The sequence below is a fragment of the Pseudomonas alkylphenolica genome (genome assembly GCF_000746525.1).
Taxonomy (GTDB): Bacteria; Pseudomonadota; Gammaproteobacteria; order Pseudomonadales; family Pseudomonadaceae; genus Aquipseudomonas; species Aquipseudomonas alkylphenolica.
Map to the genome: position 1 here is coordinate 1,580,194 of NZ_CP009048.1, position 18,492 is coordinate 1,598,685.

20 protein-coding genes are annotated in these 18,492 nt (G+C 61.6%); 9 read left to right on the plus strand and 11 right to left on the minus strand.

Going from position 1 to position 18,492, the window contains the following annotated elements; all coding sequences use genetic code 11:
* Nucleotides 1–24: 24 nt before the first annotated feature.
* The gene (locus PSAKL28_RS07340) at nucleotides 25–774 is read right to left on the minus strand and encodes a 3-oxoacyl-ACP reductase family protein (RefSeq protein ID WP_038608456.1); all 750 of its coding nucleotides are present in this window, start codon (nucleotides 772–774) and stop codon (nucleotides 25–27) included.
* 123 nt (nucleotides 775–897) lie between these two features.
* Here PSAKL28_RS07340 and PSAKL28_RS07345 point away from each other — a divergent pair, with 123 nt between their 5' ends.
* Nucleotides 898–1,824: a LysR family transcriptional regulator gene (locus PSAKL28_RS07345; RefSeq protein ID WP_038608459.1), complete on the plus strand. Its 927-nt coding sequence runs from the start codon at nucleotides 898–900 to the stop codon at nucleotides 1,822–1,824.
* 82 nt (nucleotides 1,825–1,906) lie between these two features.
* Here PSAKL28_RS07345 and PSAKL28_RS07350 read toward each other — a convergent pair whose 3' ends face one another.
* On the minus strand, nucleotides 1,907–2,389 hold the full coding sequence (locus PSAKL28_RS07350) for a GreA/GreB family elongation factor (RefSeq protein WP_038608463.1): 483 nt from the start codon (nucleotides 2,387–2,389) through the stop codon (nucleotides 1,907–1,909).
* 4 nt (nucleotides 2,390–2,393) lie between these two features.
* Nucleotides 2,394–2,780: a hypothetical protein gene (locus PSAKL28_RS07355; RefSeq protein ID WP_038608466.1), complete on the minus strand. Its 387-nt coding sequence runs from the start codon at nucleotides 2,778–2,780 to the stop codon at nucleotides 2,394–2,396.
* 122 nt (nucleotides 2,781–2,902) lie between these two features.
* Between PSAKL28_RS07355 and earP the strand changes: the two genes are divergently transcribed.
* Both earP and PSAKL28_RS07365 read left to right on the plus strand, forming a co-directional pair.
* Nucleotides 2,903–4,036, plus strand: coding sequence for an elongation factor P maturation arginine rhamnosyltransferase EarP (gene earP / locus PSAKL28_RS07360; RefSeq protein ID WP_038608469.1), 1,134 nt, complete (start codon nucleotides 2,903–2,905; stop codon nucleotides 4,034–4,036).
* Nucleotides 4,037–4,084: 48 nt separating this feature from the next.
* Complete coding sequence (locus PSAKL28_RS07365) at nucleotides 4,085–4,657, plus strand: elongation factor P (protein ID WP_038608472.1); 573 nt, start codon at nucleotides 4,085–4,087, stop codon at nucleotides 4,655–4,657.
* Nucleotides 4,658–4,724: 67 nt separating this feature from the next.
* Here the strand turns inward: PSAKL28_RS07365 and PSAKL28_RS07370 are convergent, their stop codons facing one another.
* The 3 genes from PSAKL28_RS07370 to PSAKL28_RS07380 form a co-directional block, all read right to left on the minus strand.
* Nucleotides 4,725–5,153: an organic hydroperoxide resistance protein gene (locus PSAKL28_RS07370; protein WP_038608475.1), complete on the minus strand. Its 429-nt coding sequence runs from the start codon at nucleotides 5,151–5,153 to the stop codon at nucleotides 4,725–4,727.
* A gap of 125 nt (nucleotides 5,154–5,278) precedes the next feature.
* Entirely contained in the window at nucleotides 5,279–5,740 is a 462-nt protein-coding gene (locus PSAKL28_RS07375; protein ID WP_038608478.1) for a MarR family winged helix-turn-helix transcriptional regulator, read from the minus strand.
* A gap of 58 nt (nucleotides 5,741–5,798) precedes the next feature.
* Nucleotides 5,799–6,752, minus strand: a complete 954-nt coding sequence (locus tag PSAKL28_RS07380) for a LysR family transcriptional regulator (RefSeq protein ID WP_038608482.1) — start codon at nucleotides 6,750–6,752, stop codon at nucleotides 5,799–5,801.
* 111 nt (nucleotides 6,753–6,863) lie between these two features.
* Here PSAKL28_RS07380 and PSAKL28_RS07385 point away from each other — a divergent pair, with 111 nt between their 5' ends.
* Nucleotides 6,864–7,613, plus strand: coding sequence for a sulfite exporter TauE/SafE family protein (locus PSAKL28_RS07385; protein ID WP_038608485.1), 750 nt, complete (start codon nucleotides 6,864–6,866; stop codon nucleotides 7,611–7,613).
* On the opposite strand, the gene PSAKL28_RS07390 is transcribed toward PSAKL28_RS07385, so the two are convergent.
* Nucleotides 7,603–8,457, minus strand: a complete 855-nt coding sequence (locus PSAKL28_RS07390) for a LysR family transcriptional regulator (protein WP_038608488.1) — start codon at nucleotides 8,455–8,457, stop codon at nucleotides 7,603–7,605. The two genes, PSAKL28_RS07385 and PSAKL28_RS07390, sit on opposite strands and share 11 nt — an antisense overlap.
* A gap of 97 nt (nucleotides 8,458–8,554) precedes the next feature.
* Here PSAKL28_RS07390 and PSAKL28_RS07395 point away from each other — a divergent pair, with 97 nt between their 5' ends.
* Both PSAKL28_RS07395 and PSAKL28_RS07400 read left to right on the plus strand, forming a co-directional pair.
* Nucleotides 8,555–8,785: a DUF1127 domain-containing protein gene (locus PSAKL28_RS07395; protein ID WP_038608491.1), complete on the plus strand. Its 231-nt coding sequence runs from the start codon at nucleotides 8,555–8,557 to the stop codon at nucleotides 8,783–8,785.
* Nucleotides 8,786–8,843: 58 nt separating this feature from the next.
* The gene (locus PSAKL28_RS07400; RefSeq protein ID WP_038608494.1) at nucleotides 8,844–10,085 is read left to right on the plus strand and encodes a winged helix-turn-helix domain-containing protein; all 1,242 of its coding nucleotides are present in this window, start codon (nucleotides 8,844–8,846) and stop codon (nucleotides 10,083–10,085) included.
* Here PSAKL28_RS07400 and PSAKL28_RS07405 read toward each other — a convergent pair.
* Nucleotides 10,066–11,412 carry a class II 3-deoxy-7-phosphoheptulonate synthase gene (locus PSAKL28_RS07405; protein ID WP_038608497.1) on the minus strand — a complete coding sequence of 449 codons (1,347 nt, stop codon included), beginning with the start codon at nucleotides 11,410–11,412 and terminating at the stop codon, nucleotides 10,066–10,068. The genes PSAKL28_RS07400 and PSAKL28_RS07405 overlap by 20 nt on opposite strands.
* A gap of 129 nt (nucleotides 11,413–11,541) precedes the next feature.
* On the opposite strand from PSAKL28_RS07405, the gene PSAKL28_RS07410 reads away from it, so the two are divergent.
* Both PSAKL28_RS07410 and PSAKL28_RS07415 read left to right on the plus strand, forming a co-directional pair.
* Entirely contained in the window at nucleotides 11,542–12,297 is a 756-nt protein-coding gene (locus PSAKL28_RS07410) for a spermidine synthase (protein ID WP_038608500.1), read from the plus strand.
* Between the two features lie 355 nt (nucleotides 12,298–12,652).
* The gene (locus PSAKL28_RS07415) at nucleotides 12,653–14,314 is read left to right on the plus strand and encodes a DEAD/DEAH box helicase (RefSeq protein ID WP_038608503.1); all 1,662 of its coding nucleotides are present in this window, start codon (nucleotides 12,653–12,655) and stop codon (nucleotides 14,312–14,314) included.
* 140 nt (nucleotides 14,315–14,454) lie between these two features.
* Here the strand turns inward: PSAKL28_RS07415 and PSAKL28_RS07420 are convergent, their stop codons facing one another.
* Nucleotides 14,455–15,222 (minus strand): DODA-type extradiol aromatic ring-opening family dioxygenase, encoded by a 768-nt coding sequence (locus tag PSAKL28_RS07420; RefSeq protein WP_038608506.1) that lies wholly within the window; start codon nucleotides 15,220–15,222, stop codon nucleotides 14,455–14,457.
* Between the two features lie 103 nt (nucleotides 15,223–15,325).
* Here PSAKL28_RS07420 and PSAKL28_RS07425 point away from each other — a divergent pair, with 103 nt between their 5' ends.
* Nucleotides 15,326–15,976, plus strand: a complete 651-nt coding sequence (locus PSAKL28_RS07425; protein WP_038608509.1) for a thiopurine S-methyltransferase — start codon at nucleotides 15,326–15,328, stop codon at nucleotides 15,974–15,976.
* A gap of 128 nt (nucleotides 15,977–16,104) precedes the next feature.
* Here PSAKL28_RS07425 and htpX read toward each other — a convergent pair whose 3' ends face one another.
* Together htpX and PSAKL28_RS07435 are read right to left on the minus strand one after the other, a co-directional pair.
* Nucleotides 16,105–16,992 (minus strand): protease HtpX, encoded by an 888-nt coding sequence (gene htpX, locus PSAKL28_RS07430; RefSeq protein ID WP_038608512.1) that lies wholly within the window; start codon nucleotides 16,990–16,992, stop codon nucleotides 16,105–16,107.
* 224 nt (nucleotides 16,993–17,216) lie between these two features.
* Complete coding sequence (locus PSAKL28_RS07435) at nucleotides 17,217–18,428, minus strand: pyridoxal phosphate-dependent aminotransferase (protein ID WP_038608515.1); 1,212 nt, start codon at nucleotides 18,426–18,428, stop codon at nucleotides 17,217–17,219.
* Between the last annotated feature and the right edge of the window lie 64 nt (nucleotides 18,429–18,492).

The following is an 18,492-nucleotide window of genomic DNA, read 5'->3' on the forward strand; positions in this document are numbered from 1 at the left end:
GGACCGGGGCAGGGCCTGAAGGCATCAGGCGGCGAAGCCACCATCGATGGTCAGGCTGGCACCGGTGATGTAGGCCGCCTCGGGGCTGGCCAGGTAGGCAACGAAACCGGCGATTTCCTCGACTTCGCCGTAACGACCGACAGCCATGTAACCCATCAGACTTTCGGCGAACTCGCCATGGGCCGGGTTCATATCAGTGTCCACCGGGCCTGGCTGGACGTTGTTGATGGTGATGCCAAGGGGGCCGAGGTCCCGGGCCAGGCCACGGGTCAGGCCGACTAGCGCTGATTTGCTCATGGCATAGGGGCCGCCACCGGCAAACGGCATGCGTTCGGCATTGGTGCTGCCGATATTGATAATGCGCCCGCCTTGACCCATATGCCGGGCGGCGGCCTGCGTGGCAACGAAGACACTGCGCACGTTGACGGCCAGGGTGCGGTCGAAGTCGTCGAGGTCGAATTCCAGCAGCGGTGCGACGGCGAGTACTCCGGCGTTGTTGACCAGGATGTCCAGCCGGCCGAACGTCGCCACGGTGTTTTCCACCGCAGACTGCACGGCACTGGCATCGGCGCTGTCAGCCTGGATGGCCAGGGCCTTGCCGCCGCTGGCGATGATGCTTTCCTGCAGGGCTTGGGCCTGTGCCGTGGCGCTGACGTAGGTGAAGGCGACACTGGCGCCTTCGGCGGCCAGGCGTTTGACGATGGCTGCGCCGATACCGCGCGATCCGCCCTGGACCAGCGCCACTTTGCCGTTGAGGCGAGTTTGAGTCGACATGCTGTGCTCCCGAAAGAACAAGGCCGGATGCCTTGGATGGGGCTCAGTATCGGCGCTGGATTACCCACTGTGTAGCCGGTAATCGCTATAGTCTGTGTAAACCAAAAGTATGGAATCGCGCCTGTGGAAACTTTCAGCAGCATCGAGTGCTTCGTGCGTAGCGCCGAAGTCGGCAGTTTCGCCGAGGCGGCCCGGCGCCTGAGCCTGACGCCCGCGGCGGTGGGCAAGAATGTTGCCCGACTGGAGGCGCGTCTGGGTGTGCGCTTGTTTCAGCGCAGCACCCGGCGATTGACCCTGACCGAAGCGGGTCAGCGTTTTCTCGGCGAAGTGGCCAGTAGCTTCCAGACCATCCAGCATGCCGTGGCCAACCTCGCCAGCGCCGAAGGGCAGCCGGCCGGCACCTTGAAGGTGAGCATGGGCACCGTATTCGGGCGCCTTTACATCGTGCCGTTGCTGGCCGAGTTCCTGCAGCGCTATCCGGCCATCAGTCCGGACTGGCATTTTGATAATCGTCAGGTCGACCTGATTGGTCAGGGGTTCGACGCGGCGATCGGCGGTGGTTTTGATCTGCCCCAGGGCGTTGTCGCTCGCAAACTGACCCCGGCGCACCGGATTCTGGTGGCAGCCCCGGCGTTTCTTGAATGTCACCCGCTGATCCAGCAGCCGGCCGATCTGCAGGCGCTGGACGGCATTCTGATTCGTTCACCGCAAACCGGACGGGTGCGTAACTGGCCGTTGACCAATCGCCAGCAAGAACAGACACCGCTGAACATTCGCCTGCGCATGACCATGAGCGATTCGGAAGCCGCCTGTGCGGTGGCGCAGCAGGGGCTGGGTGTGGCGCTGGTGAGCATGCCGTTTGCCGTGCCTTACCTGCAGGCGGGAAGTCTGCTTCGGGTGTTGCCGGACTGGTATGTGGATGATGGCAACATTTCTTTGTACTACGCCGAGCACAAGCTGTTGCCGGGCAAGACGCGGGCGTTTGTCGATTTCATCATCGAGCAGTTTGCCACTCAGGGCTTGGCGCAGCGCTTCAGTGCGGTGCTTTGATTTGATTGGAAGTATCGCGGGGCAAGCCCGCTCCCACAGGGGAAACCAAAGCCGGTGGGAGCGGGCTTGCCCCGCGATGCTTTCAGCTGACTTCGATCACCACAAAGCTCTGGTGCTTTGCACCCAGGTCCAGGCTGACTTCATCATCTTCCCCTTTACCCAGCAAACGCTGGCCCAACGGCGAGCGCGGGGTAATCACCGTCACCAGCTGTTCCCCCTGGCCAATCTTCAATCCCGCGCCTTCAGGCCCGAGAAACAGGCGCTGGCAGCTGCCGTTCTCGGCTTCCAGGGTCACCAGGTTGCTGATCTGAATGCCGCGGGCCGGGTCGTAATCGCGAAGTACCAGTTGCTGGAACGCCGCCCGTGCCTGGCGAATCTCCTCCATGCGCCGGGCTTGCCCGGTTGCCAGATAGGAGGCCTCCAGCCCCAGCGTGTCGTACTTGTTTTCGGCGATGTTCTCTTCGGCGGTAGCCGCTTCATACGCGGTCTGCGCTGCGCGCTGGGCCACGTCGAGGTCGAAGCTCAAGGTATCGATGATGCGTTGCAGCAGGTCGGCTTTGTTCATGGCGTCAGTTACAGAATTCCAGGACAAGTGCGCGGCTCTTCTCGGTCGGCGCGGTGCGGTTCTGTTGCAACCAGAACTGGCACTTGGGGTTGGACAGATTTCGCACGCTGCCTTCGGCTTGCTCCTCGGCCTGCTGCAGTTCCTGATTGTGCAGGATCTGTTTGTACTGCTCGAACATCTGACTCTGTTGTTCCGCTGCGGCGCCAGGGCCTGGCGTAGCGGCTGACGGAATCACCACCTGGCTCACGGGCTGTACTATTTCGGGTAACAGGCGCCAAGCCAGCCACAGGCTCAAGGCAATGGCAACGGCACCCAGCCACAAGCCCAGGGCGATGCACAGGGTCAATTGCACAGGCTTGAAGGTGATGCTCGGTTCGTCAGGGCGGGGCATGATGGCCTCCTGGCCAGGTCAGGGACGTTCATTGTCGCACGGTGCAACGGGTTTTTTTCGCGACACGCTTTTGTCTGCGATGATTTACCCGGACAATCGGCGCTTTTTCCACGGGGCCAGCGATGAAAGCGGACTGGGACATCTTCTGTTGCGTCGTCGATAACTACGGCGATATTGGCGTGACCTGGCGTCTGGCCCGGCAACTGGTCGCCGAGCAGGGGCTGGCGGTGCGCCTGTGGGTGGATGACCTCAGCGCCTTCGCCCGCATCTGTCCCGAGGCTGACGCCCAGGCCCCGCGCCAATGGCAGCAGGGCGTGGAAGTCTGTCATTGGCTGCCAGACTGGCAGCCAACGCCAGTCGCCGACGTGGTCATCGGTGCGTTTGCCTGTCAGCTGCCAGCGGCTTATGTGCAGGCAATGCTCGATTGCCCGCGTCCGCCACTGTGGCTGAACCTGGAATACCTCAGCGCCGAAGGCTGGGTCGAAGGTTGCCATGGTTTGCCTTCACCGCAGCCCAATGGCCTGCGCAAAGTGTTTTTCTTTCCGGGCTTTACCGCTAAAACCGGTGGTCTGCTGCGAGAAGGCACACTGCTGGCGCGGCGTGAGGCGTTCGAACAAGACCCGGCCGCCCGCCAGGCATTTCTTCAACGCCTGGGCGTGACTCCGGCCAGCGGCGCCCGCCTGATCTCACTGTTCGCCTACGAGAACGCGAGCCTGGCCAGCTGGCTGGATGCGCTGGCCGCCGACAGCCGTGACAACCATCTGCTGGTGCCCGAGGGGCGGATTCTGGGGAATGTGCAGGCCTGGCTGGGCGACGGCGACTTGCAGGTCGGCAAGCTGGCCAGGCGTGGCGCGCTGACCGTGCAGATCCTGCCTTTTGTCAGCCAGGATGACTACGATCAGCTGCTGTGGAGTTGCGACTTCAATGCCGTGCGCGGTGAAGACTCGTTCGTTCGCGCGCAATGGGCAGGGCGTCCGTTGCTCTGGCATATCTATGTCCAGGAGGAGTACGCCCACTGGGAAAAACTTGAAGCGTTCCTCGATCACTACGTCGAGGGACTGTCGCCGTCGGCCAAGGCGGCGCTGGTCGATTTGTGGCGTGCCTGGAACATGGATCGCGACATGGCACAGGCCTGGCAACAGGTGCTCGAACACTGGAGCGAGCTCGATCGGCACGCCCGCCGCTGGAGCGCCGTGCAGGCCGCTCAGCCGGACCTTGCCACGGCGCTGGTGAAGTTTTACCTAAATTGGCTATGATATGCGGCCTCGATTTTTGTAAATCCATCCAAATTCGGATATCTCGCAATGAAAACTGGTAAAGAACTGAAACCCGGTACCGTACTGCGGATCGACAACGACCCGTGGCTGGTTCAGAAAGCTGAATTCACCAAGTCGGGCCGTAACAGCGCGATCATGAAGACCAAGCTGAAGAACCTGCTGACCGGCTACAAGACCGAAACCGTTTACTCGGCTGACGACAAGCTGGACGACGTGATCCTGGATCGCAAAGAAGCGACCCTGTCGTTCATCAACGGCGACACCTACACCTTCATGGACACCAGCGACTACACCATGTACGAGCTGAACGCCGAAGACATCGAGGCCGTTCTGCCGTTCATCGAAGAAGGCATGGAAGACGTCTGCGAAGCTGTGTTCTTCGAAGAGCGCCTGGTTTCGGTTGAGCTGCCAACCACCATCGTGCGTCAGGTTGACTACACCGAAGGCTCCGCGCGCGGCGACACTTCGGGCAAGGTCATGAAGCCTGCCAAACTGAAGAACGGCACCGAGCTGAGCGTTGCTGACTTCATCGAGATCGGTGACTGGATCGAGATCGATACTCGCGAAGGTGGCTCCTACAAGGGCCGCGCCAAGGTTTAAACCTGGCGTTTGTGTGTACACGAAAAACCCGGCCTTGGCCGGGTTTTTTTATGCCTGGGATTTACCCTCAGACGCTGACGTGCAGGCGCACATCAACGTTGCCGCGGGTAGCGTTGGAGTAAGGGCAGACCTGGTGGGCTGCGTCTACCAGCGCTTGCGCCTCGGCTTGTTGCAGGCCCGGCAGGTCGATGTTCAGGTCGATATCCAGACCAAAACCACCAGGGATCTGGCCGATGCCGACTTTGGCGGTGATCGAGCTGTCGGCAGGCAGCGCTTTTTTCTGCTGGCCGGCAACGAACTTCAGGGCGCCGATGAAGCAGGCCGAGTAGCCGGCGGCGAACATTTGTTCAGGGTTGGTGCCGTCACCACCCGCGCCACCCAATTCCTTGGGGGTGCTCAGCTTGACTTCGAGCTTGCCATCGCTGGAACGCGAGCTGCCGTCGCGACCGCCGGTGGATTTGGCTTCGGCAATGTACAGAGGAGTGACCTTTTGCATCTTGAGCCTCGCTTGTGAATTGCGCCGCGGCGCTGAGTGGGTACGGGAATTAACTTAGCGCGCAATTATTTTGCGCGCAAGATAAATTTCGACCTGTCTACAAACGGTCATTCACAGCATAGCCGTCAGAGGTTTTTTTGCAGGTTGGCGCGCAGTTCCAGGAGCTCGGCCTGCAGCTGTTGCAGGCGTTCAAGGTTTTCGCCGCTGGCGGCCAGGATGCACTGGGGGATATCTTTGGCCCGCAGTTGCAGGGCGCGACCCTGTTCGCTCAAGTGCACCAGAACCACCCGTTCGTCTTCTCGGCTGCGGGTGCGCTTGAGCAGGCCTTCAGCTTCCAGGCGCTTGAGCAACGGGGTGAGAGAACCCGGATCGGTCAGCAGGTGCTGACTGATTTCACCGACGGTCAGGCCATCCTGTTCCCACAGCACCAACATCGCCAGGTACTGTGGATAAGTCAGTCCGAGCTTCTGCAGCAGCGGTTTGTAGACTTTGGTCATCAGCAGCGAAGTTGAATACAGGGCGAAGCACACCTGGTTATCCAGGAGCAGTTCGTCGCAAGGAGCAGGCGCTTTCGAGTTGGCGTTCATGCTCATCCTTTAATGGTTAAGTCGTATGAATTTAGCACGCTGTTGATTAGCGCGCTGATTACCAGCGTAGCTCGCTTTGCAGGGCCAGATCCCAGGGCGGCACGGGGCTGAAGCGGCTCTTGAGGAATTCGAGCAGCAAACGGCTGCGAGAGTTCGTTTCATGTTCCAGGCGCAAGGCATAAATGCCGCTGGATTCGGCAGCCGGCAGGCCGTTTTCGCAGAACAGCGGCAACAGTTCACCGCGCAGCAGGTATTCGCTGATCAGCCAGGTTGGCAAGTGGGCGATGCCCAGGCCCGCCAGTGCGCCGAACAACAGGGTCTCGGCATTGTTGGCGCTCATGCGCATGCGGGTAGGACGATACAGGCGCAATTGGCCGTCGACGGCAAAGCGCCAGGCGAACGGCGGGGCCAGGCCGTCCCAGTCCAGGCCGTCATGTTCGGGCAGTTGCGCAGGGCTGGCGGGAACCCCGCGGGCCGCCAGGTAGGCCGGGCTGGCGCAGGCAATACGCACCATGTAGGCCAAGGGCGTGGCCACCAGACGGGTATCGGCCAAGGGACCTGCGCGCAGCACCAGATCGACTTCGCCCAGATGCGAGCCGTGCAGGTCGACAAAGCTGTCGATCAGGCGCAGCTGCACATCGAGCCCGGGGTAAGCCACCAGAAAGTCGGCGATGGCCGGAGCCAGATGGCGGCGGCCGAACGCTGCCGGCGCGTCGATGCGGATCAGGCCCTCCGGGGCATTGCTCAACGACACCGCCTCGGCGCGCGCCAGGCGCAGTTCTTCGACAATACGCCGGGCCCGTTCGGCAAAGGCGTTGCCTGCCGGTGTCGGACGCACGGCGTGGGTGCTGCGTACGAACAGGCGGCTACCGACAGCACTTTCCAGGGTATCGATGCGCCGTGCCACGGCGGATGGGGTCAGTGGATGGCGGCGGGCGGTGGCGGAAAAGCTACCGCTTTCCAGTACATCCAGAAACAGACTGAGTTGTTCGGTGAGGGCGTCCGGGTTCATTTTGCAGGGCCTGCTTTTGCGTAATCGGCAAAGCCATTGTGCGTTGCTATGCGTTTCCCCGCTAGCATCGGCTCGGTAGCATGCAGCGATTGGAATTCTTGAGAGACGGCAATGATCGAGTGGGCAATGTACATAGCGCTGGGCGCGGCACTAGGGACGGTCGGTGGGCTGTTCGGCATTGGTGGCGGGCTGATCGCGATTCCGGCGCTCGGTGTGCTGTTCGGTCTTGACCAGCAACTGGCGCAGGGCACCGCCCTGGTGATGGTGGTCCCCAACGTATTGCTGGCGCTGTGGCGCTATCACCAACGCAACCGCATCGAGCTGCAGCATGCTGTGCCGCTGGCGGCCGCCAGTTTTGTCTTTGCCTGGCTTGGTTCGATCTGGGCCGTGGGAATCGATGCGCAGTCCATGCGTTTTGGCTTTGTCGTGTTTCTGGTGGCGTTGGCGGCCTGGAACCTGGCGCGCATGTTCATGCGCAAGGCCGAGCCGAGCAGTGAACTGCGTCATCCCTGGCCATGGCTCGGGGTGCTGGGCGGCGGCGCTGGCGTGCTTGGCGGGTTGTTTGGGGTTGGCGGCGCGGTGGTGGCCACGCCAGTGCTGACCAGCGTCTTCGGCACCACCCAGGTGGTTGCCCAAGGGCTGTCGCTGGCCCTGGCCGCACCCAGTACCGCAGTGACATTGCTGACCTACGGCATTCACCAGCATGTGCAGTGGAGCATGGGCATCCCGCTGGCAGTGGGTGGCCTGTTGAGTGTCAGTTGGGGCGTGAAACTGGCTCACGCCTTGCCGGAAAAAGTCCTGCGTTCGCTGTTTTGTGGCTTTCTCGTAGTCTGTGCGGTAATGCTCGCCTTCAAGATCTGAAGCCTTCGCTGATGTAGTCGGCCATGCAGTCAGTCATTTGTGACTGACTGCTGTTATTGCGCAGCAACATGATGCTGGCGGTCGGTAGTTCGGGCAGGCCTTCGGCCGCGCCGATCACCCGCAGGTCGCTGGTGATCAGGCTCTGCAACTGGGCGGTGACCGCCAGGCCGGCACTGACCACTGCCATGATCGCCGGGGTGCTGGCACTGGTGTAGGCGATCCGGTATTCCTTGTCGATCGCATCCAGGGCATTGCAGGCCCAGGTCCGGCAGCAGCAATCGGTGTTGAACACGGCCAGCGGTAGTGGATTGTGTTCGTGTGGGCAGAACCCCTGGGCCTGCACCCAGACGGCGCGCTCGCGGCGCAGCAACTGACCGACTTCATGGCCGGGCTCGCAGGTGATGATGGTCATGTCCAGATCCTGGCGTTGCATCAACTGACGCGAGCTTTCGCAATGCACTTCGACCTGGATCAGCGGGTAGGCCTGGGCAAAGCTGGAGAGAATGCCGGGTAGAAAGCGCATGGCGTAGTCATCCGGGGTGCCGATCCGCACCATGCCGACCATGTGCGGCATGCGCAGGGTGTTGAACACCTCGCCATGCAATTTGAGAATGCGCTTGGCGTAGCCGAGCAAAACCTGGCCTTCGGCGGTCAGGCGCACCTGACGGCCGTCACGCTCGAACAGCTGGCGCTGGATGATGTCCTCTTCCAGGCGTTTCATCTGCATGCTCACCGCCGACTGGGTACGGTTGACCACTTCACCGGCACGGGTGAAACCGCCGTACTCGGCGATGGCGACGAAGGTGCGCAGGACGTCTGAGTCGATACTCTGGTACTGGGACATGGCATCAATCCCCTAGATGTATGACATAAGAAACATTCGTTGGATTGATCTTAGGCCCGCGCTGACACTGTCGTCATCCCACACGGAGGGCAAGACGATGAAAGGTCAGAAATCGCTGGACCTGATGTATCCCCAGCCGCACCACGGCGGGTTCTCCCATCTGCTCCACAACGCTATCGGGCAATTGGCGCGCTGGCGGCAACTGCATCATCAGCGCATGGAGCTGGCGCGCTTGAGTGATGCGGCGCTGCACGACATCGGCATGAGTCGTGTCGATGTCCTGCAGGAAGTGGAGCGGCCATTCTGGGATGACCCACTGAAAAAATGAGTCGCGCCATGACGGTGTCGCTACTACCTTAAGTGGGCTTGTTCTGTAGGAGCCGGGCATGCCCACCACTCAATCCTTTTCCATGCTGCAGGCGCGCCGCCTGGTACTGTCAGCCCAGGGGTTCGCCGCGCGGGCGCCTCGCTCGCCAGTGACTGCCGCCCATCTGCAACGGGTGTTCGAGCGCCTTGGCGTGGTGCAGATCGATTCGGTCAATGCCCTGGTGCGCTCGCACTACCTGCCGTTGTTTTCCCGCCTGGGCAGTTATCCACAAGCGCTGCTCGACCAGATCGCCTGGGGCCGCAGCCGTCAGCGCAAACTTTTCGAATACTGGGGGCATGAGGCCTCGTTGCTGCCGCTGGAGCTGTATCCCTTGTTGCGTTGGCGCATGGACCGTGCGCGGCAGGGGCAGGGGATCTATCAACAACTGGCGCGGTTTGGCCGCGAACAGCAGCCGACCATTGCTCGCGTGTTTGCTGCCGTCACTGCCCAGGGGGCTCTAGGCGCGGGCAGCCTGTCGACTCGTGAAGAACGCGCCGGTCCCTGGTGGGACTGGAGCGCGGAAAAACATGCGCTGGAATGGCTGTTTGCTGCAGGATTGGTAACAGTGGCCGGGCGGCGTGGTTTCGAGCGCTTGTACGATTTGCCTGAACGAGTTTTGCCGGCTGCAGTGTTGCAACAGCCGTTGCTCGACGAAGCCCGGGCTCAGCGCGGGCTGGTGCTGCAGGCAGCTTCTGCCTTGGGCGTGGCCACCGCGAAGGACTTGCGCGATTACTGGCGGTTGAGTCCGGCCGACAGCCGTGCGCGGCTGGCCGAGTTGCTCGAAGAGGGGCAGTTGCAAACCTGTACGGTGCAGGGCTGCTCGCAACCGGCCTACTGCCTGGACAGTGTCCGGCTGCCGCGCAAGGTCGCCGCCAGTGCGTTGCTGTCGCCCTTTGATTCGCTGGTCTGGGAGCGTGAGCGTACGGAGCGCTTGTTTGATTTTCGCTACCGTCTGGAGATTTACACCCCGGCGCACAAACGCGTCTACGGCTATTACGTGCTGCCGTTCCTGCACAACGAGCGAATTGCCGCGCGGGTCGATCTGCGTGCCGAGCGGGCCAGTGATCGTTTGGCGGTGCATGCCGTACACGAACAAGCCCAGGGCCTGGATGAGGCCGGGATGCAGGCCTTGGCCGACAGTCTGTGGTGCATGGCCGCCTGGCTCGGCTTGAGCCAGGTGCAGCTCAACTGTCCGCGGGCCAGCGCTGCGCGATTGCGCCCGGCGCTGGCCCGCAGCGTTGTCAGCGGCGGACTTGCTTGAGGGTTTCGGCGATCAGGAAGGCCAGCTCCAGCGACTGGTCGGCGTTCATCCGCGGGTCACAGTGGGTATGGTAGCGGTCGGACAGGGCGTCTTCGGTGATCGGCCGAGCGCCGCCGATGCATTCGGTGACATTCTGTCCGGTCATTTCGATGTGAATACCGCCGGCATGGCTGCCTTCGGCCTGGTGCACCTGGAAGAACTGTTTGACCTCGCTGAGGATCTGCGCGAAGTCGCGGGTCTTGTAGCCGCTGCTGGCCTTGATGGTGTTGCCGTGCATCGGGTCGGAACTCCACAGCACCTTGCGGCCTTCGCGTTCGACGCTACGGATCAGCGCGGGCAGGTGCTCGCCGACCTTGTTGGCGCCCATGCGCACGATCAGGTTGAGGCGGCCGGGATCGTTCTCCGGGTTGAGCACGTCGATCAGGCGGATCAGTTCTTCGGTGTTCATGCTCGGGCCGACCTTGACCCCGATCGGGTTGTTCACCCCGCGCAGGAATTCCACATGCGCACCGTCGAGCTGACGGGTGCGGTCGCCGATCCAGAGCATATGGGCCGAACAGTCGTAGTAGTCGTTGGTCAGGCTGTCGCGGCGCACGAAGGCTTCTTCGTAGTTCAGCAGCAACGCTTCGTGCGCGGTGAAGAAGCTGGTTTCACGCAATTGCGGCGAGCTGTCCATGCCACAGGCACGCATGAAAGCCAGGGTTTCGTCGATGCGGTCGGCCAGCTGGCTGTACTTTTCCGCCAGCGCCGAGTTGGCGATGAAGTCCAGGTTCCACTTGTGCACCTGGTGCAGGTCGGCAAAACCACCCTGGGCGAAGGCGCGCAGCAGGTTGAGGCTGGCGGTGGACTGGTGATAGGCCTGGAGCAGGCGCTCGGGGTCGGGTACCCGGCTCTTTTCGTCGAAGCCGATGCCGTTGACGATGTCGCCGCGGTAAGCCGGCAGGGTTACTCCGCCGATGGTTTCGTCACCCGCCGAGCGCGGCTTGGCAAACTGCCCGGCCATGCGCCCGACCTTGACCACCGGACAGCCGGCGGCAAAGGTCATGACGATCGCCATCTGCAGCAGTACCTTGAAGGTGTCGCGAATCTTCGCCGCGGAAAACTCGGCGAAACTTTCCGCGCAGTCGCCACCTTGCAGGAGAAATGCCCGGCCCTGGGTGACTTCGGCGAACTGCCGGCGCAGCTCGCGGGCTTCGCCGGCAAAGACCAGCGGCGGGTAGCTGGCCAGGGTCTGTTCGACCTTGAGCAGGTGCGCCGCATCGGGGTAGGTCGGTTGTTGCTGGATCGGCAAGGCGCGCCAGCTGTCGGGACTCCAGGGTTGGTTCATCACGGGCTCGGTCAGGTCGGGAATGGGCTGTCTGCCATGTTAACAGTTGCCGCACGCCTTGTTGCACTGGCGCCATTGACGGACAATGGCGGTTTTTGCTTGGGGCAGCGGCGTAAGCCGGGAGACAGCATGACAGTGGAACGGGTAGAGCGGGTGCTGGCCCAGGTGCAGGACCAATACGGCACCATCAGCGTGCTGGAAGTCGAAGACTATCGCTTTCTCGAGTTCGGCGAGGCGATCGAGCAGAGCTGTGTGTTCACTGCCGATCCAAGCTGGCTGGAGTATGACTATACCCGCGCCATGCTGGTTGCGGCGCTGTGCCACGCCGAACCCGAGAGTGCCTTGTTCCTCGGTCTGGGGGCTGGAACCCTGACCCAGGCCTGCCTGAAGTTCCTGCCGCTGGAAGACGTCGAAGCGATTGAGCTGCGCCCGGATGTGCCGCGTCTGGCCATCGAGTACTTGGGGCTGGATGACGATCCGCGTCTGTATATCCGCATCGGCGATGCGATGGAGTTGCTCGACAGCGCCGAACCCGCCGACCTGATCTTTGTCGACCTGTACACCGATCACGGTCCGGGTGTTGCCCACCTGGCCTGGCGTTTTCTCGAAGACTGCCAGAAACGCCTCAACCCCGGTGGCTGGCTGGTGATTAACCAGTGGGCCGGCGATGACGGCAAGCCGTTGGGCGCGGCGTTGTTGCGCGGCCTGTACCATCGCCACTACTGGGAACTGCCGGTCAAGGAGGGCAATGTGATCATCATGGTGCCGGCCGACCTTGACCAGGAACTGGATATGGACGGGCTCAATGCCCGGGCAGAGGCGCTGGCGCCGCGTTTGGGTTACTCTTTGCAGCCGTTGATCGGAGCCATTCGCCCGGCCACCTGAGCCGCGCGCTAGAGCGGGCGCAAGAAAAACGATTCAGCCGCCTGCAACTTGCCTGTACCAGACCCGTCGTCACGTGGCCTGGCGCAGGCGTGTTGGAATAAAAAAATCTCCCGTGATTGGCTAAATCAGGTATAGTACGCGCCGGTCTTTTACCGGACCTCGTTTAGGTAGTGCAATTCCCCGAAGCCAGCTTCGGCTGCGCGTCCGCCCCGCGGACTCTCCTTGACGTTCCTATTTTTCTTCAATCGTTTTCGCAAATCCCCGCCGACAAAGCTGCCAGGGTGACCTTCGGGTCTTACAAGGCATGCGCAGCTTTGGAGCATGGGTCTTTGCGGATGCACTTAGAGGCAGACCCATGACCCAGGAAACCGGCGGCTTCGCCGCTCTCGATCTTCATCCGAGCATTGTTGCTGCAGTATTGGCTACCGGCTACGAAGAGCCATCCGCCATTCAGCAGCAATCGATCCCGATTATTCTCGCCGGTCACGATATGATCGGTCAGGCGCAGACAGGTACCGGTAAAACCGCTGCCTTCGCACTGCCTATCCTGAACCGCATCGACCCGAGCAAGCGCGAGCCGCAAGCCCTGATCCTGGCGCCAACCCGTGAGTTGGCGCTGCAAGTAGCTACCGCTTTTGAAACCTACGCCAAGCAGATGCCGGGCGTTACCGTGGTGGCCGTATATGGTGGTGCCCCAATGGGCCCACAATTGAAAGCAATCCGCAACGGCGCGCAAATCGTCGTCGCTACCCCTGGCCGTCTGTGCGACCACCTGCGCCGCGACGAGAAAGTCCTGGCAACCGTCAACCACCTGGTGCTCGACGAAGCCGACGAAATGCTCAAGCTGGGCTTCATGGACGACCTCGAAGTGATCTTCAAGGCCATGCCGGAAAGCCGTCAGACCGTGCTGTTCTCGGCGACCCTGCCAGCTTCGATCCGCGCCATTGCCGAACGTCACCTGCGTGACCCGAAGCACGTCAAGATCCAGAGCAAGACCCAGACCGTAACCGCGATCGAACAAGCCCACCTGATGGTCCACGCCGACCAGAAGGTTTCCGCTGTCCTGCGTTTGCTGGAAGTGGAAGAGTTCGACGCACTGATCGCTTTCGTGCGTACCAAGCAAGCTACCCTGGACCTGGCCAGCGCCCTGGAAGCCAAAGGCTACAAAGCCGCTGCGCTGAACGGTGACATTGCCCAGAACCAGCGTGAGCGCGTCATCGACTCGCTCAAGGATGGCCGTCTGGACATCGTCGTCGCTACCGACGTTGCTGCCCGTGGTCTGGACGTACCGCGCATCACTCACGTGTTCAACGTTGACATGCCGTACGACCCGGAGTCCTACGTTCACCGTATCGGCCGTACCGGCCGTGCCGGTCGCGAAGGTCGTGCGCTGCTGCTGGTTACCCCGCGTGAGCGTCGCATGCTGCAGGTGATCGAGCGTGTTACCGGTCAGAAGGTTGCTGAAGTTCGTCTGCCTAACGCCCAGGCCGTTCTCGATGCGCGCATCAAGAAGCTGACCAACAGCCTGGCGCCGCTGGTTGCTGATGCCGAATCGACCCACGGCGATCTGCTCGATCGTCTGACCGCCGACATCGGTTGCAGCCCGCGTGCCCTGGCCGCAGCCCTGCTGCGCAAGGCTACCAACGCTCAGGCGCTGACTCTGGAAGCTGTCGAGAAAGAGCAGCCGCTGGTTCCGACCTACACCCCGCGTGAGCGCACTGGCGAGCGTCCAGAGCGTGGCGAGCGTGAGCGTCGTGCGCCAATGCCGCTGGGCGAAGGTCGTGCCCGCTGCCGTACCGCGCTGGGTGCGCGTGACGGTATCGCTGCCAAGAACCTGCTCGGCGCCATCCTTAACGAAGGCGGCCTGGCCCGCGAAGCAATCGGCCGCATCCAGGTGCGCGACAGCTTCAGCCTGGTCGAGCTGCCGGAAGAAGGTCTGGAGCGTCTGCTGGCCAAGCTCAAGGACACCCGCGTTGCCGGTAAGCAGCTGAAGCTGCGCCGCTACCGCGAAGACTGATCCGCGAGCAATAAAAAAATCCCCGACTGAGTCGGGGATTTTTTTTGTCCGTAGGAGCGGATTCATCCGCGATGGCCTGCACAGCAGGCCTATTTAGGGCCGCGCTGCGCCCCTTCGCGGATAAATCCGCTCCTACACGCCTAGTCGAACCGGTAGATGTCCATCCCCAACGCCCCCAGGGTGAAGCCCTGATGGACGATCCCGAACTGCTCACCGGCACCGCGGGCAAAATACAGCGGCAACAGATGCTCATCGCTCGGATGGCTGCGCACGGCAAACGGCGCCTGGTGCCGGTAATCATGCAGGGCTGGCGTATCATCTGCCTGCAGTTTCTCGATCATCCAGTTACGAAACGCCAAGGCCCAGGGTTCGATGCTTTCCGGGCCGGCGTGCCAGTCCAGTTCGCCGAGGTTGTGGGTGATGCTTCCCGAGCCGATCAACAGGATGTTTTGTTCACGCAAGCTGGCAAGCGCAGCGCCTACCAACTCCTGTAGTTTCGGGCCGAGCTGGGTCGGCAGGGAAACCTGTACCACCGGAATATCCGCTTTGGGGTACATCAGCGACAGTGGCACCCAGGTGCCGTGGTCAAAGGGCCGCTGTGGGTCGAGGCGGGCTGGCATACCGGCGGCGCAAAGCAATTCACTTACTTGCTGGGCCAGGGCGGGATCGCCCGGAGCGGGGTACTGCACGGCATACAGCGCAGCGGGGAAGCCGCCGAAGTCATGCCAGGTGTCTGGCTGAGGGCTACTGGATACCAGCAGCTCACGGCTTTCCCAGTGCGCTGATACCACCACAATGGCTTTCGGTCGCTCCAGCTCTGCGGCCAGGCGTTTCAATGCCGGGGCACTGGCGCCCGGCTCCAGGGCGAGCATGGGAGAGCCGTGAGAAATAAACAGGCTGGGCAGCATAAGGGCGTTCCTGACGTTAAGATGAGCCCATCTTCAGGCAGAACATTGATCTAAATCTAATATAAGTTTTCGCAGTATTTGATCGAAATTATCGAGGTGAGCCATGCAGGCAGAGTTTTGGCATTCACGCTGGAATAGCAATCAGATCGGCTTTCATCAGTCCCGGGTCAACACTTGCCTCCAGCAGCACTGGCCGGCGCTGGGTGTGCCGGCGGGCACGCGGGTGCTTGTGCCGTTGTGCGGCAAGAGCCTGGACATGCTCTGGTTGGCAGGGCAGGGGCTGCAGGTGCTGGGTGTCGAGCTGTCGGAGCGGGCTGTGGAGGACTTCTTCACTGAGCATCAACTGCAGCCGCAAGTGACGCAGGACGGTGTATTCAAGGTTTTCCGCTGCGAGGATGTCGAAATTCGCTGCGGTGATTTCTTCGCCCTGACGGCGGAGGATGTCAGCGGTTGCAGCGCATTGTATGACCGCGCCGCGGTCATCGCTTTGCCAGAGGAGATGCGCAAGCGCTATGTCGCGCATCTGCAGACGATATTGCCGGTCTCGGCGAAAGGCTTGTTGATCACGCTGGATTACGATCAGGCGCAAATCGACGGACCGCCGTTTGCCGTTACCGATGAGGAGGTGCATGCGCTATTCGCCGCCTGGCACCCGCGTGAGCTGGCAGCGCACGATGTGCTGGAGGACAGTCCGAAGTTTCAGCAGGCCGGCGCCAGCCATCTGCTGGAGCGGGTCTATCGATTGTCGCGCTGAAATGAAAAAGGGCGACCCTGAGGTCGCCCTTTTTCTTTGTGGTGTCTCAAATCGGTGGGAGCGGGCTTGCCCCGCGATTCAATTTCCCTGACAAAATGCAATCGCGGGGCAAGCCCGCCCCACGCCTGTCAGCCGCGACGGCGCAGGGCTTCGATACGGTCTTCCAGCGGTGGGTGGCTCATCAGCAGGCCAGCCAGGCCCTGCTTGAGGCCGCCGTTGATGCCGAAGGCGTTCAGGGTGTCAGGCATGTGCACTGGCACGCCTTGTTCCGAACGCAGGCGCTGCAGGGCGCCGATCATCGCACTGGTGCCGGCCAGGCGCGCACCGGCTTCGTCGGCGCGGTACTCGCGTTTGCGCGAGAACCACATGACGATCATGCTGGCCAGGATGCCCAGCACCAGTTCGGCAACGATGGTTGCGATGTAGTACGCGATACCCTGGCCTTCTTCGTTCTTGAAAATCACCTTGTCGACAAAGTTGCCGATGATACGGGCGAAGAACATCACGAAGGTGTTGACCACGCCCTGGACCAGGGCGAGGGTAACCATGTCGCCGTTGGCGACGTGGCCGATCTCGTGGGCCAGTACTGCACGTACTTCATCAGGCGAGAAACGCTCCAGCAGGCCCTGGCTTACCGCAACCAGTGCATCGTTGCGGTTCCAGCCGGTGGCGAAGGCGTTGGCCTCGTAGGCCGGGAAGATGCCCACTTCCGGCATCTTGATGCCGGCTTCGCGGGACAGCTCTTCAACGGTCTGCAGCAGCCACTGCTCGTGGCGGGTGCGCGGCTGGCTGATGATCTGCGTGCCGGTGCTCATTTTCGCCATCCACTTGGAGATGAACAGCGAAATCAGCGAACCGGCAAAGCCGAACACGGCGCAGAAAACCAGCAGCTGGTCGAGCTTGAGGTCAACCCCGTTTGCCGCCATGAACCCATTGAAGCCGAACAGGCTCAGGGTAATGCTGGCAATCAGCACAACCGCAAGGTTGGTGGCTACAAACAGTAAGATGCGCATCATGGTTGTTACGTTCTCCTGACGGATAAAAATGTCACGTATGCGGGGGTATATAAGGTGCAGGCTCCAGCGATTCAACCGGGCGACTATTTCAAACTGTGTACTTCTCTGTATTACAGCCGAATTCCATCATCCCGCACGCCAGAGCGCCAAGGCTTACAGAGAGGGAAAATTATTCTGTAGGGCCTGCGCCGGGAGTGACGCAGGCCTTGGCAAACGCCTGTAGGTTACTGCTGATAGGTCTTCAGGAAGTTTCCGATACGGCCGATGGCCTGTTCCAGGTCGTCGACCCGTGGCAGGGTCACCACGCGGAAGTGATCCGGCCACGGCCAGTTGAAGGCGGTGCCCTGAACGATCAGCAGCTTTTCCGAGAGTAGCAGGTCAAGCACGAACTTTTCATCGTTATGGATCGGGCAGACCTTCGGGTCGATCCGCGGGAAGGCGTAGAGCGCGCCCATGGGCTTGACACAGCTGACACCGGGAATGTCGTTGAGCAGCTCCCAGGTGCGGTTGCGCTGCTCAAGCAGGCGCCCGGGTGGCAGGACCAGGTCATTGATGCTCTGGTAGCCGCCCAGGGCGGTCTGGATGGCATGCTGGCTCGGTACGTTGGCACACAGGCGCATGTTGGCCAGCATGTCGATGCCTTCGATGTAGCTCTGGGCATGGTGCTTGGGCCCGGAAATGATCAGCCAGCCGGAGCGGAAACCCGCCACCCGGTAGGACTTGGACAAACCGTTGAAGGTCAGGCAGAGCAGGTCCGGGGCCAGCGATGCGGTGCTGATGTGCACGGCTTCGTCGTAGAGGATCTTGTCGTAGATCTCGTCGGAGAACACCACCAGGTTGTGCTGGCGCGCCAGCTCCAGCATGCCCAGCAGCAATTCGCGCGAGTACACCGCACCGGTCGGGTTGTTCGGGTTGATGATCACCAGCGCTTTGGTGTTGGAGGTGATCTTGGCCTTGATGTCGTCAAGGTCAGGGAACCAGTCGGCCTGCTCGTCGCACAGGTAGTGCACCGGGTTGCCACCGGCCAGGCTCACTGCGGCGGTCCACAGCGGGTAGTCCGGGGCCGGAATCAGCACTTCGTCGCCGTTGTTGAGCAGTGCCTGCATCGACATCACGATCAGCTCGGAGACGCCGTTGCCCAGATAGATGTCTTCGATGCCGACACCTTCGATCTGCTTCTGCTGGCAGTACTGCATGACCGCTTTACGCGCGCTGAACAGGCCTTTGGAGTCACTGTAGCCCTGGGCGGTCGGCAGATTGCGGATCACGTCCTGGAGGATTTCGTCCGGCGCCTCGAAACCAAAGGGCGCCGGGTTGCCGATGTTCAGCTTGAGGATGCGATGGCCTTCCTCTTCCAGGCGTTTGGCGTGCTTGAGCACCGGGCCGCGAATGTCATAGCAGACATTGGCGAGCTTGTTCGATTTGCTGACCTGCATGATGTGATCCCGATTAGAAAAGATCGCCGCGCACTGCGCTGTGAAATCGTTTGAAAAGCGTGTA

Coding starts and splice junctions, on each gene's coding strand:
- PSAKL28_RS07410 (WP_038608500.1), top strand. CDS start 11,542: ATGACAGTGGAACGGGTAGAGCGGGTGCTGGCCCAGGTGCAGGACCAA.
- PSAKL28_RS07350 (WP_038608463.1), bottom strand. CDS start 2,389: ATGAACAAAGCCGACCTGCTGCAACGCATCATCGATACCTTGAGCTTC.
- PSAKL28_RS07375 (WP_038608478.1), bottom strand. CDS start 5,740: ATGAACGCCAACTCGAAAGCGCCTGCTCCTTGCGACGAACTGCTCCTG.
- PSAKL28_RS07415 (WP_038608503.1), top strand. CDS start 12,653: ATGACCCAGGAAACCGGCGGCTTCGCCGCTCTCGATCTTCATCCGAGC.
- PSAKL28_RS07395 (WP_038608491.1), top strand. CDS start 8,555: ATGAAAGGTCAGAAATCGCTGGACCTGATGTATCCCCAGCCGCACCAC.
- PSAKL28_RS07380 (WP_038608482.1), bottom strand. CDS start 6,752: ATGAACCCGGACGCCCTCACCGAACAACTCAGTCTGTTTCTGGATGTA.
- PSAKL28_RS07425 (WP_038608509.1), top strand. CDS start 15,326: ATGCAGGCAGAGTTTTGGCATTCACGCTGGAATAGCAATCAGATCGGC.
- htpX (WP_038608512.1), bottom strand. CDS start 16,992: ATGATGCGCATCTTACTGTTTGTAGCCACCAACCTTGCGGTTGTGCTG.
- PSAKL28_RS07385 (WP_038608485.1), top strand. CDS start 6,864: ATGATCGAGTGGGCAATGTACATAGCGCTGGGCGCGGCACTAGGGACG.
- PSAKL28_RS07340 (WP_038608456.1), bottom strand. CDS start 774: ATGTCGACTCAAACTCGCCTCAACGGCAAAGTGGCGCTGGTCCAGGGC.
- earP (WP_038608469.1), top strand. CDS start 2,903: ATGAAAGCGGACTGGGACATCTTCTGTTGCGTCGTCGATAACTACGGC.
- PSAKL28_RS07405 (WP_038608497.1), bottom strand. CDS start 11,412: ATGAACCAACCCTGGAGTCCCGACAGCTGGCGCGCCTTGCCGATCCAG.
- PSAKL28_RS07420 (WP_038608506.1), bottom strand. CDS start 15,222: ATGCTGCCCAGCCTGTTTATTTCTCACGGCTCTCCCATGCTCGCCCTG.
- PSAKL28_RS07365 (WP_038608472.1), top strand. CDS start 4,085: ATGAAAACTGGTAAAGAACTGAAACCCGGTACCGTACTGCGGATCGAC.
- PSAKL28_RS07370 (WP_038608475.1), bottom strand. CDS start 5,153: ATGCAAAAGGTCACTCCTCTGTACATTGCCGAAGCCAAATCCACCGGC.
- PSAKL28_RS07390 (WP_038608488.1), bottom strand. CDS start 8,457: ATGTCCCAGTACCAGAGTATCGACTCAGACGTCCTGCGCACCTTCGTC.
- PSAKL28_RS07400 (WP_038608494.1), top strand. CDS start 8,844: ATGCCCACCACTCAATCCTTTTCCATGCTGCAGGCGCGCCGCCTGGTA.
- PSAKL28_RS07435 (WP_038608515.1), bottom strand. CDS start 18,428: ATGCAGGTCAGCAAATCGAACAAGCTCGCCAATGTCTGCTATGACATT.
- PSAKL28_RS07355 (WP_038608466.1), bottom strand. CDS start 2,780: ATGCCCCGCCCTGACGAACCGAGCATCACCTTCAAGCCTGTGCAATTG.